Origin of the sequence: Cupriavidus sp. DB3, from assembly GCF_020418465.1 — a bacterium.
GTDB lineage: Bacteria > Pseudomonadota > Gammaproteobacteria > Burkholderiales > Burkholderiaceae > Cupriavidus > Cupriavidus cauae.
This window is the reverse complement of the sequence record NZ_JAIZPL010000007.1, coordinates 78,127-91,238: the sequence shown is the minus strand read 5'-3', so window position 1 is coordinate 91,238 and position 13,112 is coordinate 78,127. Positions and strand designations below refer to the sequence as shown.

The window sequence follows — 13,112 nt, the reverse complement described above, 5'->3', positions numbered from 1 at the left end:
ATGGCGGCGGAACCCCGGAAGATCGCGGTCTTCCGGGGTTTTGTTTCTTGGGCCTGTTTTCCTTGCGCATTTCTGGCTCGCGGGCGCTGGCTTTCCACCTTGAGGCGGTCACGCATGGCGCCGACCGAGCTGCTGTCCCGCCCATCCACGCTCGCGCTCGCCGGCATCGCGCCGCCCGCTGCGAGCGGCCTCGGCTTCTTCCTTCGCGCCTCCCTGCGCTTCCACCACCTGCACCTTCCGCACCGGCACCCCAAACTCCACGCCAAGCTTCGCCAGCTCCGTCACCATCGCCAGATTGATCGACTGCTGGATATCCATGTACAGGTTGTAGTCCGGATCGGTGACGAAGTAGACGACCTCGAACTCCAGCGCGCTTTCGCCGAAGCCCTTGAAATGCGCGCGGTCGAAGCGCGTGCGGCCAGCGGCGACGACGGCCGCCTTGACGATCTCCGGGATGCGCCGCAGCGTTTCCGGCGGCGTCTGGTATGTCACGCGGAAATTGAACTGGATGCGGCGTTCCGCCATGCGCTTGTAGTTGTGGATCGTCGTCTTCAGCAGCTCGGTATTGCTGCAGACGATCTGCTCGCCGCTCAGCGCGCGCAGCCGCGTGGTCTTCAGGCCGATGCGTTCGACGCTGCCGGCGATGTCGCCGAACACGATGAAATCGCCGTTCTCGAACGGCTTGTCCAGGCCGATGGCCAGCGACGCGAACAGGTCGCTGAGGATGTTCTGCACGGCCAGCGCCACGGCCACGCCGCCGACGCCCAGACTCGCCACGAAGGCCGTGATATTGACGCCCATATTGGCCAGCACCGCCAGCAGCAGCACCGACCACAGCATCACGCGCATGCCCCACGCCATCACCGTGGTGAACACGGGATTGTGGGCGGTCGGCCCGGTGCCGGTCAGCCTGTCGTACGTCCATAGCGTCACGGCATGATTGATCCAGATCGCGATCTGCAGCCCGATCAGCAGGAACCACAGATGGCCGATGCGGCTGGCCCATTTCGGCGGCAGATCGAGGAAGTCGACGGCGATCAGCAGCGCGGCCAGCAGCAGCACGAAGCGCGAGGTATGCCGCAGCATGTCCGCCATGCGGTCGATGATCACCGGCTTTGTCCGGGCCGCGAGCCGGTCGAGGCGTGCGCAGGTGAAGCGCAGCAGCGTGACCAGCACCAGATAGCTGACGACGGCGGCGATGCCGGCATGCAGCCAGTTGAGCGCGGGGATGCCCAAGAAGACGTTCAGATCGAGCCATTCCTTCATGCCTTACCTCCTGTGCCGGGACGGACGCATGGGGCAGGGGCTTGCAGGATTGATGCCACGGTGCGACGGGAGATTCGTGCATAGCGGCGCAAGCCGCGGAATGGGTCCGTTCAACGGATTGCGGGTCATCGTGCCTGGGCGAGGCGCGCGTGCACGGAGATGACCGCAGGCAATCGTTCGTCGAAAATTCAAACGAGGGCAACGCTGACAAGGTGGCGATGGTCCGCGGCCAGTGAGTGGGAATCCCATACAATCGGGTCACACAAGCGACCACCATCGGCGGCGGGCACGCAGCATGCAAAGCCATCTGCGAGCGCGACCGACCCCAAGGAGACACCCAGCATGTTCACCCCGTGCCCCACCGAACGCAGCCGCGTCATTGCCGATCGCGTCGAGCGATTTGTCCGCGATGTCGTCGTCCCCTATGAAGCCGATCCCCGCTGCACGGCGCACGGGCCGACCAGCGAGCTGATCGACGAGATGCGCGCAAAAGCCCGCGCCGCGGGCGTGATGACGCCGCATATCCTGCCCGACGGTTCGCACCTGACGCAACTGGAAACCGCGGCCGTGCTCAAGCGCTCGGGGTTGTCGCCGCTGGGACCGGTTGCAGTCAATACGATGGCGCCGGACGAGGGCAATATGTTCCTGCTCGGCAAGGTCGGCACGCCGGCGCAGAAGCAGCGCTTTCTGGAGCCGCTGGTGCGCGGCGAGGCCCGCTCCGCCTTCTTCATGACCGAGCCGGCCGAGGAGGGCGGGGCCGGTTCCGATCCTTCGATGCTGCAGACCACGGCGACGCAGGACGGCGGCGACTGGATCATCCGCGGCCGCAAGAAGTTCATCACCGGCGCCGAAGGGGCCCAGGTGGGCATCGTGATGGCGCGCACCGGCGACGGCGAACATGCGCAGGCGACGATGTTCCTGGTGGACCTGCCGCATCCGGCCATCCGCATCGAGCGCGTGATCGACACCATCGACAGCTCGATGCCCGGCGGCCATGCGCAGATCCTGCTCGACGACCTGCGCGTGCCGGCCGACCAGGTGCTCGGCGAGGTCAACGAGGGCTTCCGTTATGCGCAGGTGCGCCTGTCGCCGGCGCGGCTGTCGCACTGCATGCGCTGGTTTGGCGGCACTGTCCGGGCCGACGAGATCGCGCGCGCGTATGCCACCACGCGCAAGGCCTTCGGCAAGCTGCTGATCGACCATGAGGGCGTGGGCTTCATGCTGGCGGAGAACCTGATCGACCTGCAGCAGGCCGCGCTGATGATCGACTGGTGCGCCGGCGTGCTCGACGGGGGCGCGGCGGGCACGGCGGAGAGCTCGATGGCCAAGGTCGCGGTGTCGGAGGCGCTGTACCGCGTGGCCGACCGCTGCGTGCAGATCATGGGCGGCCTGGGCGTGTCGCGCGACACCATCGTCGAGCAGATCCTGCGCGAGGTGCGGGCCTTTCGCATCTACGACGGTCCCACCGAGGTCCACAAGTGGTCGCTGGCGAAGAAGATCAAGCGCGATACGCTGGCCGGCACGCCGGCGCGCTGAACGTCGCGCCATGCCGTCGCGTCCCTCACCGGTGCAGCGCGCCCTTGCCGTGCTGCGCGCGCTGTCCGATCCCGAAGTGCGCCGCATGAGCGATGTCGCGCGCGCGACCGGGCTCGATCCCGCCACCGCGTCGCGCATGCTGGACCTGCTGGTGCAGGAGGGCTTCGCCACGCGCGACGAGATGCGCCGCTACGGCATCGGTCCGGAGATCTTCCAACTGGCCGACGTCGCGCAGCGCCGGGCCGAACTGCGCAAGCTGGCGCGCCCGGCCTTGCAGCGATTGGTCGAGGAATTCGGCGATACCGCCGTGCTGACCGAGGCCAGCCGCGGCGAGGCGCTCTGCTCGGACGTGGAGCCGGGTACGGCTGCACTCAGCGCGAACTACGTCTCGGTCGGCACGCGCCGGCCGCTCGGCGTGGGGGCGGGCAGCCTGGCGGTGCTGGCGTGGCTGCCGGCGCCGGAACGGGCGCGCCGCCTGCAGCAGACCTCGCGCAAGCTGGCGAACTATCCGCGGCTCGACGCCGCCGCCATCGCCGCCGAGATCGAGGCGGCCCGCCTGCGCGGGCACGTACTGTTTCTCGACTGGGTGGTCGAGGGCATGGGCGGCATCGCGGTGCCGATTCTCGACGACCAGGGCAGGCCCATCGGCGCGCTCAGCGTCGCGGCCCAGACGGTACGCTTGCGCGCGCGCGAGGCGGTCCTTGCGCGGCGCCTGCGGGCGGAGGCAAGCCACATCGCCAGCGCGTGGACGGGCTCGGCGCTGTCGCCGCAGGGCGAAGCAGGCCGCGTTACAACGCGCGGGACAGCGCGCGTGACGGCGGTGCGCCTATCGCGCCGGCCCGCGCAGCAACGGCGCTAGTTCGTCCGGGATCTCGACCTCGAAGCGCAGCACCGCACTGGCCAGCGCCTTGCCATAGTTGTCGATCGCCAGGCTGCGCGACACGCCGCCGCCGAGCGCGCCCTCGGCGACGAAGTTCAGCACCTGCAGCCCATCGACCTCGTGGCGGGTCACCTCGCCGGCGATCAGCGTGCCATACAGCGACTTGAACGCGGCCGCCGTCAGTTGCGCCTTGATATGCGGATAGAACTCGGGCGCGTAGGCGATCACGGCCGTGTTCGAGGTGTTGCCCTTGTCGCCGGAGCGGCTATGGGCCAGACGCCGCAGGGGTACACGCATGACGCTTCCTCACAGATAGTGGATCTCGGACCGGATCAGCGCGCGCGGCACCAGCGCCGACCAGACGCCGATGATCTCGCGGGTCCGGTCCTGATGCGGCACGCGCTTGCCGGTGGACGCCAGCCCGCAGACCGCCATGCTGTCGATCTCGCGGCCGACCTTGGCCGCCTCCTCGCGCGTGCGCGTGCGCGCCGCCACGCGCACCGCGATCTCGTTCGGCTCGCACGCCGGTTCGGGCGAGGCGGCCCCATGCACGGCGTTGACGCCGAGAAAGTCGATGCGCAGCTCGTCGGCCTGCAGCTTCGCGATGGCGAAGCGTTCCTCGAGGATGCGCCTTGCCAGCTTCGCCTTGTCCAGGCAGCCCGGGCCCGCATAGAAGAACATGTCCTCGCCGATATGGCCCTCGGTACAGCCCAGCGACACCTTCAGCGTGTCGGTGGCCGGCAGTCCGGACACCCCGTCGATGCGCACGCGGTCCGGCCCCACCTGTTCCAGCACCGCGGTCGAGAAGTCGACGATGACGTCCGGCGTGATATAGCGGCGCGGATCGTGTACCTCGTAGAACATCTGCTCCTTGACGGTCTGCAGATCGATGCGTCCGCCGCTGCCTTCGACCTTCGCGATCACCGCGCTGCCGTCGGCCTCGACCTCCGCGATCGGGAAGGCGAGATTCCACGGCTCGGGCACGTCCTTGTAGCCCGGATCGCCGAAGTAGCCGCCGGTCACCTGCGCGCCGCATTCGAGCAGATGGCCGATGGCGCTGCCGCGCGCGAGACGCGTCACGTCGTCGGGGGACCAGCCGAAATGCGCGATCATCGGCGCGAGGAACAGCGAGGGATCGGCGACGCGGGCCGTGATGACGATCTGCGCGCCGGCGCGCAAGGCCTCGACGATCGGCGCGGCACCCTCGTAAGGCTCGGCGCTGATCAGCGTGCCGCGCAGCGAGGACACCGGCGCGCCGCTCTCCAGCAGCGTCAGGTCGAGCTCGCAGATGCTGCCGGTCAAATCGGTGGTCGTGATCGCCGCGATCCTGACGCCGGGTAGCCCCAGCTCCTCGCACAGCTCGGCCACGCGCCTGGCGGCACCGAGCGGATGGATCCATCCCTGATTGCTGACGATGCGCGTGCCGTTGGCGATGCAGTGCGGCAGCACCGCGCGCATGCGCTCGTCGAGATAGGTGTCGTAGCCGGCGAAGGCCGGGTCGCGCCGCTTGCGGACCTGCGCGGCCGAGACCGTGGCCTCGGCCATCGTCTCGAAGCACAGATAGTCGAGCTTGCCGAGGCGTGCCGAGCGTTCCGCGGGTTCGACGCGATCGCCCCACCAGCCCGATCCCGAGCCGATGCGAAGGGTGCTGCTGCGAGTCATGGTATCCGTCATGCCTGGGTCCTTCTCTCCTGCGGTACGTGTCGTGCGTGCCATACGAGCCGTACGTGCACGACGTGCGGTACGTGCAGTACGTGCGGTACGTCCGATACGTGCAGCACGCTCATTGCGCCTTGATCCCCGCGCTGCGAATCACGCGCGACCACTTGTCGGTATCCGCCTTGATCTGCGCCGCGAAGGCCGCCGAGCCCTCGCCGCCGGGTTCGGCGCCGAGTTCCTGGATGCGCTTGCGCACGTCCGGCATCGCCAGCACCTTGTCGACGGCCTGCTGCAGCTGGCGCACACGCTCGGTCGGCGTGCCTGCCGGCGCCAGCAGGCCGAACCACGAATTGACCTCGTAGTCCGGCAACCCCGATTCGCGCACCGTCGGTACCGATGGCAGCACCGAGGCACGCTTGACGCCGGTGACGGCCAGCGCCTTGATCTTGCCGCCCTGGATCTGCGCCAGCGCGGACGGCAGGTTGTCGAACATCAGGTTGACCTGACCGGCCAGCAGGTCCGTCATCGCGGGCGCCGCGCCCTTGTACGGCACATGCTGCATCCTGACGCCGGCCATCATGTTCAGCAGCTCGCCGGACAGATGCGGCGAGCCGCCGGTGCTGGTCGACGCGTAATTGATCTTGCCGGGCTCGCGCTTTGCCAGCGCGATCAGCTCGCCGATGGAGTTGGCCGGCAGCGTGCCGTTGACCAGCAGCACGTTCGGCGAATTGGCGACCAGCGTCACCGGTGCGAAGTCCTTGGCGCTGTCATACGGCATGCGCGGATAGATGAACTGGTTGGTGACCTGCGTGCCGAGCGTGCCCATCAGCAGCGTGTAGCCGTCGGCGGCGCTGCGCGCGGCCGCCTCCGCGCCGATGTTGCCGCCCGCACCGGGACGGTTCTCGACCACCATCGGCTGCCCCAGTACCTCGCCGGCCTTCTGCGCGACGAGCCGCGCCAGGATGTCCGTGGTGCCGCCCGGCGTGAACGGCACGATCAGGCGAATGGGCCGGCTGGGGAAGGCCTCGGCCGCGATGGCCGACATCGCGGGAACGGCCGCGCCGCATAGCACCGCCATCGCGGCGAGCAGGGCGCGCCGCGCAGGGGAATGACGCTTCATCGGGTTGTCTCCTCGGCGCCAAGGCGCACTGGTTTCGTCAATGGAAACTCTGTGCGGCACAGGGTAGGGCGGCGCCGAAAGCAGCGTCAAACGAAGCGATCAGATTTTCATTGGATGAAAATTCTGGTGTGGGAAGCGGACCCCGTTGCGCTACACCTTTCGGCTGCGCTGGGCGCGTTCGGCATGCAGGTACGTTCAGCGCGCCGTCGCCGCCATCAGCGACATCCCACCCACCAGCACGAGACTCAACGCCCAGGCGGCGTCGGTATTGAGCCAGCTGCGCGATACCAGCGCGAGGCCGACGTGGCGATAGGCGACCCACGCCATCGCGCCGCCGCCCGCGATCATCGCCGCGGTGTGGACCAGCGCGACGAGCACGGCCATGCCGGCGTTGCCGAAGGCGAGCGAGGCCGCGGCCTGATGGCCCGTGCCGGCCGCGGTGCCGCAGAGGCCGAGATAGAGCGGCACCAGCATCAGCCCCGCCCCATGGGCCAGCGCGATCGCGAAGGACCACAGCGCCAGCCGCGACGGCGGGATGCGGGCGAGCGCGCGCGCATGGCGCCGCCGCGCCAGCAGCGCGATGCCATAGCCGATCACGAGGGCGGCGGCGACGAAGCGGATCTCGCGCTGCCAGGCCGCCAGCGACGCGAGCAGGCCGAACGGCAGGGTCAGGGCCATCACCGCGCCGGCGTGACCGAGGCCCAGATAGCCGAGCGCGGCGAACACGGCGTCGTCGCGCCGCGCCATCAGCCCGTTCGACACGGCGAGCGGCCAGCCCATCGCGGGGCTCAGGCCGTGATACAAGCCGCTGACCAGCACGCCGGTCCACAGGCCGGCCTGTTCCCACGTCATCGCGGGCCGACGGAGGGATAGCAGAACGAATCGGTCGAGCAGTCGCCGCCTTCGAGGCGGATCTGATGGGCGCGGTAGCCCGCGGGGAACTCGACCCAGAAGTGGTCGGCCAGCGTCAGGCCGCCGTCGGGATCGGCATGCGCCATGACCTGGGCCCCTGGCACGCCGTCGGGATAGAACTGGTTGTCCCAGCTCGAATAGAGCGAATTGGACCAGTAGACGCGGCGGCCGTCGCGGCTGATTTCGACCATCTGCGGTCCCGCCGCGAACGCCTTGCCGTTCGGATGCGGCGTGCGGCGCGCGATGCCGCCGAGATGAACGGATCCGGTCAGCTTCGGCTTGCGCGGATCGGTGACGTCGTACTGGCGCATCTCGCCGGTGCCCCAGCAGGAAACGTAGAGGAAGCGGTCGTCGAGCGACAGGTCGATGTCGGTCACCAGCGGCGGCACCGCGCCGAACGCCTGCAGCAGCGGCGGCAGCAGATCCGCCGCGGCCGGTTCGGCCGGAATCGTCGCGGTCTTCTCGACGTGGAATTGCCCGTCCTCGCGCCACCACGTCCAGATCGATCCTTCCAGATTGGTGGTGTCGACCACCACGCCGACGAAGCCGTATTCGCGCACCGGGTCGTGGGCGGGGCGCACTTCGAGCGCCATCTGATGCTGGGCGCCGAGGTCGATGGTCTGCACGTTGCGCCGCGCGCGCAGGTCCCAGAAATGCAGGCGGTGGCCGTAGCGATTGGACAGCAGGTCCTCGGGCACCAGGCCGTTCTCGAACTGCGGCGGCAGCGCCCATTCGCTCGACACCATGTAGTCGCGCGGCAGGTTCCACCAGAAGTCGTAGTGCTTGTCCTGCGGGCCGCGGTCGATCTCCCAGCGCCCCAGCACGTCGAAGGTCTCGCAATCCATGATGAAGATGCCGGGCGCGCCGTCCGTTCCGTCCTGGCCGCCGCCGCCGAGCGTGCTCACGTAGATCCCCTCGGGACCGCAGTGCACGGTGTGCGGCCGCGAATAGCCGGTCTTGCGGAAGATCTCGTCCGGTTCGATCACGCGGTGGATCGCCGCCTGGGTCGGATGCGGCTTGGTATCGACGATATAGATGCGCGACGAGCGCATGCCGGGGATGATCAGGAAGCGCCGTTCGAGAAACGCGTGCCCCGTCAGCGGGGACAGCGCCGACGAGCAGGCATTCCAGCCGAAGTGGTGCAGTTCGTCGCCGCGGTGGGTCATCGGCACCGTATGCACCACCTGGCTGTAGGTCGGCGAGCCAGGCTTGACGTCGATGACGGCCAGCGCATCGGGCTGCGAGGCATCCGGGCTGAGCATCACCGTGTAGGCGTACTCCTCGGGCGGCGCCTGCATCGCCAGTGCCGGCGAGGCGTGGAATGTGGGATCTGGCCGCAGGCTCATGGAATGCCCCTCCTGGCACGGATATGCCGCGCGAACCTATCTACACTAGGTCGCGGCGAAAGGGGCGTCAACGAAAGGCGGGCCTGCCGCTACGAACGATTTCGAATGAGCTTATGTGTCTTCTGCAGCGTCTGACGCGGGCAAGCCGATCGCCGCCGGGCCTCACACCACCTTGCCCGGATTCATCAGCCCGAGCGGGTCCAGCGCCTGCTTGATTGCCCGCATCATCGCCAGCTCGACCTCGCTCTTGTAGCGCCGATTCTCCTCGCGCTTGAGCTGGCCGAGGCCATGCTCGGCCGAGATCGAGCCGCCGTGCGCATGCACGCTGTCGTGGACGATGCGGTTGATCGCGTCCTGGTGAGCCAGGAAGGCATCGTGGTCCTGTCCCGCCGGGGGCGACACGTTGTAGTGCAGGTTGCCGTCGCCCAGATGGCCGAAGGTCACCATGCGCACGCCCGGGAATGCGGCCTGCAGCTGCGCGTCGGTGCTGGCGATGAAGTCGCCGATGCGCGAGATCGGCACCGCGATGTCGTGCTTGATGTTCTTGCCTTCCTCGACCTGCGCCAGCGGAATGTGCTCGCGCAGATTCCAGAAGTCGCGCGACTGCTGCACCGATTCGGCCACCACGGCATCGGCGACGATGCCGGCCTCGAAGGCCGCTTCCATCAGCGTCTCGAAGGTGGCGCGCGCATGCTCGGCGCTTTCGCTGTCCGACAGCTCCAGCAGCACCACCTGCGGATGCGGCCGGTCGAACGGATAGCGCAGTTGCGGATAGTGGCGCGTCACCAGCGCCAGGCACATCGCCGACATCAGCTCGAAGCCTGTCAGCATCGCGCCGGCGTGGCGCTGCGCCAGCGCCAGCAGCGCCAGCGCGGCGCGCGGGTCCTCGACGGCGGCCAGCGCGGTCACGCGCGCCCGAGGCGCGGGGTACAGCTTCATCACGGCCGCGGTGATCACGCCGAGCGTGCCTTCCGCGCCGATGAACAGGTCGCGCAGGTCGTATCCGGTGTTGTCCTTGCGCAGGCCGCGCAGGCCGTTCCAGACCTCGCCGCTGGCGGTCACGACCTCGAGCCCCAGGCACAGCTCGCGCGTATTGCCATAGCGCAGCACGCCGGTGCCGCCGGCATTGGTGGCCAGATTGCCGCCGATGGTGCAGCTGCCTTCCGCGGCCAGGCTCAGCGGGAACAGGCGGTCGTGCTCGCTGGCCGCCTGCTGGACCTGCTGCAGGATCGCGCCGGCCTCGACGGTGATCGTGTTGTTCAGCGGATCGACCTGCCGGATGCGGTTCAGGCGCTTGAGCGACAGCACCACCGACGGCTGCGACGCGTCCGGCGTGGCGCCGCCGCACAGGCCGGTGTTGCCGCCCTGCGGCACGATCGCGATCTGGTGCGCATGGCAGGCGCGCACCGCCGCGGCCACTTCCTCGGTGGTGCCCGGCAGCAGCACGGCCAGGGCTTCGCCGGTATAGCGGCGGCGCCAGTCGGTCAGGTAGGCCGCCGTGTCCTCGGCTTCGGTCAGCACATGTGTCGGCCCCAGCGCGGCGCGGCACAGCGACAGGAAGGAGTGGAGGCGGGCGTCGGTCGGGGCTTGCGTCATGGCGTGCGATGGATTCGGAGGAGACGTCGAAAGGGAAGGCGTGGCGCTTCAGCGCCGCGTTGGCGGGGAGGCCGCCGCGTCGGCATTGGCCTTGTTCCGGGCAGACTCGGGCGCGCCGGTCTGAGCCCGCGCGCGGCGCTTGTACGGGCGCAGATAGAAGATGGTCGCGAAGAAGAACAGCAGCGTCAGCGCCACCTCGCACCATGCCAGCCACGACGACGGCGCGCGGTCGCTGGTGGCGCGCACGACCCCTTCGGTGAAATACAGCAGGATCAGCATCGACGACCACTGCATCGTATAGCGGTTGCGCGTCAGCATGCCGCGCAACGGCAGCAGCAGCGGCAGGAACTTGATAATCAGCCAGGAGCCGCCCGGCCGCAGCGGCGCCAGGAACCACTCCCAGGCGATCGACAGCACGATCAGCGCGAGCAGGCTGGCGATGCTCAGGCGGTACAGCAGCGGGCTGTGCAGCGCGGCATCGTCGCGGGCGTCGGTGGCGCTCATCGCGCGGCTCCGTTGGCAGGGGCGTTCTGCGCAAGCCGCAGCGCGGTCTGCGCCAGCCGCTTGCCCATCGCGATCGCCAGCGCCGATTCGTCTTCGCTGACCGGCCGGCTGTTGTCGCCAAGCGCGTGGTGGCTAGGACCATAGGGCGTGCCGCCGCCCACGGTGGTCATCAGGCCGCGCTCGCTGTAGGGCAGCCCCATCACCAGCATGCCGTGATGCAGCAGCGGCAGCATCATCGACAGCAGCGTGGTCTCCTGGCCGCCATGCAGGCTACCGGTCGACGTGAACACGCAGGCAGGCTTGCCGGTCAGCGTGCCAGACAGCCACTCGGCGATGGTGCCGTCGAGGAAGTACTTCATCGGCGCGGCCATGTTGCCGAAGCGGGTCGGGCTGCCGAGCGCCAGGCCGATGCACTCGTGCAGGTCGCGCAGCTCGACATAGGGCGGGCCGTCGGCCGGGATATCCGGCGCGGTGGCCTCGCACACCGTCGACACCGGCGGCACCGTGCGCAGCCGCGCGTGGGCGCCGGGCACGCTGTCGATGCCGGTCGCGATCAGCTCGGCGAGCTTGCGGGTGCTGCCGTGGCGGCTGTAGTAGAGGACCAGGATGTCGGACATAGGGGCGCGGGAGGAAGGCGACAAAGGAGCGGCAGGGAGCGGGCAGCGGAGCCGGCCAGGGCGCGTGTCAGGCGTGGGTCAAGGCACGGGTCTAGCCACGGGTCTAGCCACGAAAGGGCCTCGGCTCGCGGGGCCGTGGCCGCTTTGCTCTGGCGGCTCGAGCATCGCGTGCGATGCAACCGGCGTATTATAGTGGCGGGCTCGGCGCCCGCCGCCCTGGAGTTTGCCTCGCATGTCCCATCCCAGCCTGCTGTCCCGCTGCACCAACCGTATCGCGCGCCTGCGCCGCGAATGGAACTGGCAGAAGCTGCGCGCGCTGCTGCGCTATGCCGCGCGGCGCGCCGGCGAGGACCGTCTGCCGCAGGTCGCGGCCAGCCTGACCTTCACCACCGTGCTGTCGGTGGTGCCGGTGCTGACGGTCGCGTTCGCGCTGCTCGCCGCCTTTCCGATGTTCGCGAACTTCCGCAACGCGATCGAAGGCTTCCTGTTCCAGAACCTGATTCCGGGCAACCTCACCGATTCGATCACCGGCTATGTCAGCCAGTTCGCGCGCAATGCCAAGGGCCTGACCGCGGTGGGTCTCGTCGGCCTGATGGTCACCGCGGTGCTGACCATGCTGACGGTGGAGGACGCGCTCAACGCGATCTGGCGCGTCAAGCAGAAGCGGCGCTTCGCACAGCGCGTGCTGGTGTTCTGGGCGGTGCTGACCTGCGGCCCTGTGCTGATCGGCGGCAGCCTGTCGATCAGCTCGTACCTGATCTCGATCTCCGCCGGCTATGTCGGCACGATGCCGTTCGGCGTCGGCTTTGCCGTCAGTCTTGCGCCGGTGCTGCTGTCGGCGATCGCCTTCGCGCTGCTCTATACGGCGGTGCCGAATGCCTATGTCGAATGGCGCGACGCGATCGCCGCGGGGCTGGTGGCGGCGCTTGCCTTCGAGCTGTCCAAGCGCGGCTTCGGCTATTTCATCACGCGTTTCCCCACCTATACCGCGGTCTACGGCACCTTTGCCGCGCTGCCGATCTTCCTGCTATGGATCTACCTGAGCTGGCTGGTGACGCTGCTGGGCGCCACCATCGCCGCCAACCTGCCGGTGGTGCGACAGGGCTACTGGCGCCGCCGCACCTTTGCCGGCAGCGAGTTCTACGATGCGCTCGGCGTGCTGTACGTGCTGTACCGCGCGCGCGAACAGGCGCCGCGCAGCGTCGGTGAACTGGATCTCGGCCGCAAGCTGCGGGTCGAGGCCGACTACCTGGCCGTGCTGCTGGGCAAGCTCGATGCGATGCATCTGGTCGGCAAGCTGCAACACCATCGCGGCCAGGCGCACTGGGCGCTGCTGTGCGACCCGGCGCGCGTGCCGCTGCGCCTGCTGCACGACCGGCTGGTGCTGAACCTGCCGCGCCTGCCACGCACCGCGGTGGCGCAGCTGCTCAATGGCGCGGACGCGTTGCGCGGCGTGCTGGAGAATCCGATGCTCGACAAGACGCTGCAGGAGATCTTCGAGCCCGGCGCCGCATCGCCGCCGCAGACCCCGCAAACTCCAGCGCCGGAGGGGCAGCGCCGCACGCTGGAGGTGGTCCCGCCCGGCTGGCACGGGCAGGTCTGAGCGGCGCTTCGGCGCGCCGAAGCGGGGGGCGCCGGCGACCGCGTCATTACCGCGAGAGCGGGAAGCCAGCGTC

The 13,112-nt window shown here is 68.9% G+C and carries 12 protein-coding genes; 3 read left to right on the top strand and 9 right to left on the bottom strand.

Annotation, left to right across the window (positions count from 1 at the left end):
* Positions 1 to 108: 108 nt before the first annotated feature.
* On the bottom strand, positions 109 to 1,266 hold the full coding sequence (locus tag K7G19_RS21380; protein ID WP_226109090.1) for a mechanosensitive ion channel family protein: 1,158 nt from the start codon (positions 1,264 to 1,266) through the stop codon (positions 109 to 111).
* A gap of 342 nt (positions 1,267 to 1,608) precedes the next feature.
* Between K7G19_RS21380 and K7G19_RS21375 the strand changes: the two genes are divergently transcribed.
* A complete protein-coding gene (locus K7G19_RS21375; RefSeq protein WP_226109089.1) occupies positions 1,609 to 2,802 on the top strand; it encodes an acyl-CoA dehydrogenase family protein in 1,194 nt (397 codons plus the stop codon).
* Positions 2,803 to 2,812: 10 nt separating this feature from the next.
* Entirely contained in the window at positions 2,813 to 3,661 is an 849-nt protein-coding gene (locus tag K7G19_RS21370) for an IclR family transcriptional regulator (RefSeq protein WP_226109087.1), read from the top strand.
* Here the strand turns inward: K7G19_RS21370 and K7G19_RS21365 are convergent.
* From K7G19_RS21365 to wrbA, 8 genes are all read right to left on the bottom strand, one after another.
* The gene (locus tag K7G19_RS21365) at positions 3,629 to 3,979 is read right to left on the bottom strand and encodes a hypothetical protein (protein ID WP_149319259.1); all 351 of its coding nucleotides are present in this window, start codon (positions 3,977 to 3,979) and stop codon (positions 3,629 to 3,631) included. The genes K7G19_RS21370 and K7G19_RS21365 overlap by 33 nt on opposite strands.
* A gap of 9 nt (positions 3,980 to 3,988) precedes the next feature.
* Complete coding sequence (locus tag K7G19_RS21360; RefSeq protein ID WP_226109199.1) at positions 3,989 to 5,344, bottom strand: acyclic terpene utilization AtuA family protein; 1,356 nt, start codon at positions 5,342 to 5,344, stop codon at positions 3,989 to 3,991.
* A gap of 121 nt (positions 5,345 to 5,465) precedes the next feature.
* Complete coding sequence (locus K7G19_RS21355) at positions 5,466 to 6,461, bottom strand: tripartite tricarboxylate transporter substrate binding protein (RefSeq protein ID WP_226109085.1); 996 nt, start codon at positions 6,459 to 6,461, stop codon at positions 5,466 to 5,468.
* A gap of 195 nt (positions 6,462 to 6,656) precedes the next feature.
* Complete coding sequence (locus K7G19_RS21350) at positions 6,657 to 7,313, bottom strand: hypothetical protein (protein ID WP_226109083.1); 657 nt, start codon at positions 7,311 to 7,313, stop codon at positions 6,657 to 6,659.
* Positions 7,310 to 8,719: a selenium-binding family protein gene (locus tag K7G19_RS21345; RefSeq protein WP_226109081.1), complete on the bottom strand. Its 1,410-nt coding sequence runs from the start codon at positions 8,717 to 8,719 to the stop codon at positions 7,310 to 7,312. Before K7G19_RS21345 ends, K7G19_RS21350 begins: the two co-directional genes overlap by 4 nt.
* Positions 8,720 to 8,881: 162 nt before the next feature.
* The gene (locus tag K7G19_RS21340; protein WP_149319255.1) at positions 8,882 to 10,315 is read right to left on the bottom strand and encodes an FAD-binding oxidoreductase; all 1,434 of its coding nucleotides are present in this window, start codon (positions 10,313 to 10,315) and stop codon (positions 8,882 to 8,884) included.
* Positions 10,316 to 10,363: 48 nt separating this feature from the next.
* Positions 10,364 to 10,819, bottom strand: coding sequence for a DUF2069 domain-containing protein (locus K7G19_RS21335; RefSeq protein ID WP_149319254.1), 456 nt, complete (start codon positions 10,817 to 10,819; stop codon positions 10,364 to 10,366).
* Positions 10,816 to 11,436, bottom strand: a complete 621-nt coding sequence (gene wrbA / locus K7G19_RS21330) for an NAD(P)H:quinone oxidoreductase (protein WP_149319253.1) — start codon at positions 11,434 to 11,436, stop codon at positions 10,816 to 10,818. The genes K7G19_RS21335 and wrbA overlap by 4 nt, the downstream gene beginning before the upstream one ends.
* A gap of 232 nt (positions 11,437 to 11,668) precedes the next feature.
* Here wrbA and K7G19_RS21325 point away from each other — a divergent pair, with 232 nt between their 5' ends.
* The gene (locus K7G19_RS21325) at positions 11,669 to 13,039 is read left to right on the top strand and encodes a YihY family inner membrane protein (protein WP_149319252.1); all 1,371 of its coding nucleotides are present in this window, start codon (positions 11,669 to 11,671) and stop codon (positions 13,037 to 13,039) included.
* The last annotated feature ends 73 nt before the right edge of the window (positions 13,040 to 13,112 follow it).

Excerpts from the sequence above, each read along its gene's own strand:
- K7G19_RS21380 (WP_226109090.1), bottom strand. The coding sequence starts at position 1,266 with ATGAAGGAATGGCTCGATCTGAACGTCTTCTTGGGCATCCCCGCGCTC.
- K7G19_RS21375 (WP_226109089.1), top strand. The coding sequence starts at position 1,609 with ATGTTCACCCCGTGCCCCACCGAACGCAGCCGCGTCATTGCCGATCGC.
- K7G19_RS21370 (WP_226109087.1), top strand. The coding sequence starts at position 2,813 with ATGCCGTCGCGTCCCTCACCGGTGCAGCGCGCCCTTGCCGTGCTGCGC.
- K7G19_RS21365 (WP_149319259.1), bottom strand. The coding sequence starts at position 3,979 with ATGCGTGTACCCCTGCGGCGTCTGGCCCATAGCCGCTCCGGCGACAAG.
- K7G19_RS21360 (WP_226109199.1), bottom strand. The coding sequence starts at position 5,344 with ATGACTCGCAGCAGCACCCTTCGCATCGGCTCGGGATCGGGCTGGTGG.
- K7G19_RS21355 (WP_226109085.1), bottom strand. The coding sequence starts at position 6,461 with ATGAAGCGTCATTCCCCTGCGCGGCGCGCCCTGCTCGCCGCGATGGCG.
- K7G19_RS21350 (WP_226109083.1), bottom strand. The coding sequence starts at position 7,313 with ATGACGTGGGAACAGGCCGGCCTGTGGACCGGCGTGCTGGTCAGCGGC.
- K7G19_RS21345 (WP_226109081.1), bottom strand. The coding sequence starts at position 8,719 with ATGAGCCTGCGGCCAGATCCCACATTCCACGCCTCGCCGGCACTGGCG.
- K7G19_RS21340 (WP_149319255.1), bottom strand. The coding sequence starts at position 10,315 with ATGACGCAAGCCCCGACCGACGCCCGCCTCCACTCCTTCCTGTCGCTG.
- K7G19_RS21335 (WP_149319254.1), bottom strand. The coding sequence starts at position 10,819 with ATGAGCGCCACCGACGCCCGCGACGATGCCGCGCTGCACAGCCCGCTG.
- wrbA (WP_149319253.1), bottom strand. The coding sequence starts at position 11,436 with ATGTCCGACATCCTGGTCCTCTACTACAGCCGCCACGGCAGCACCCGC.
- K7G19_RS21325 (WP_149319252.1), top strand. The coding sequence starts at position 11,669 with ATGTCCCATCCCAGCCTGCTGTCCCGCTGCACCAACCGTATCGCGCGC.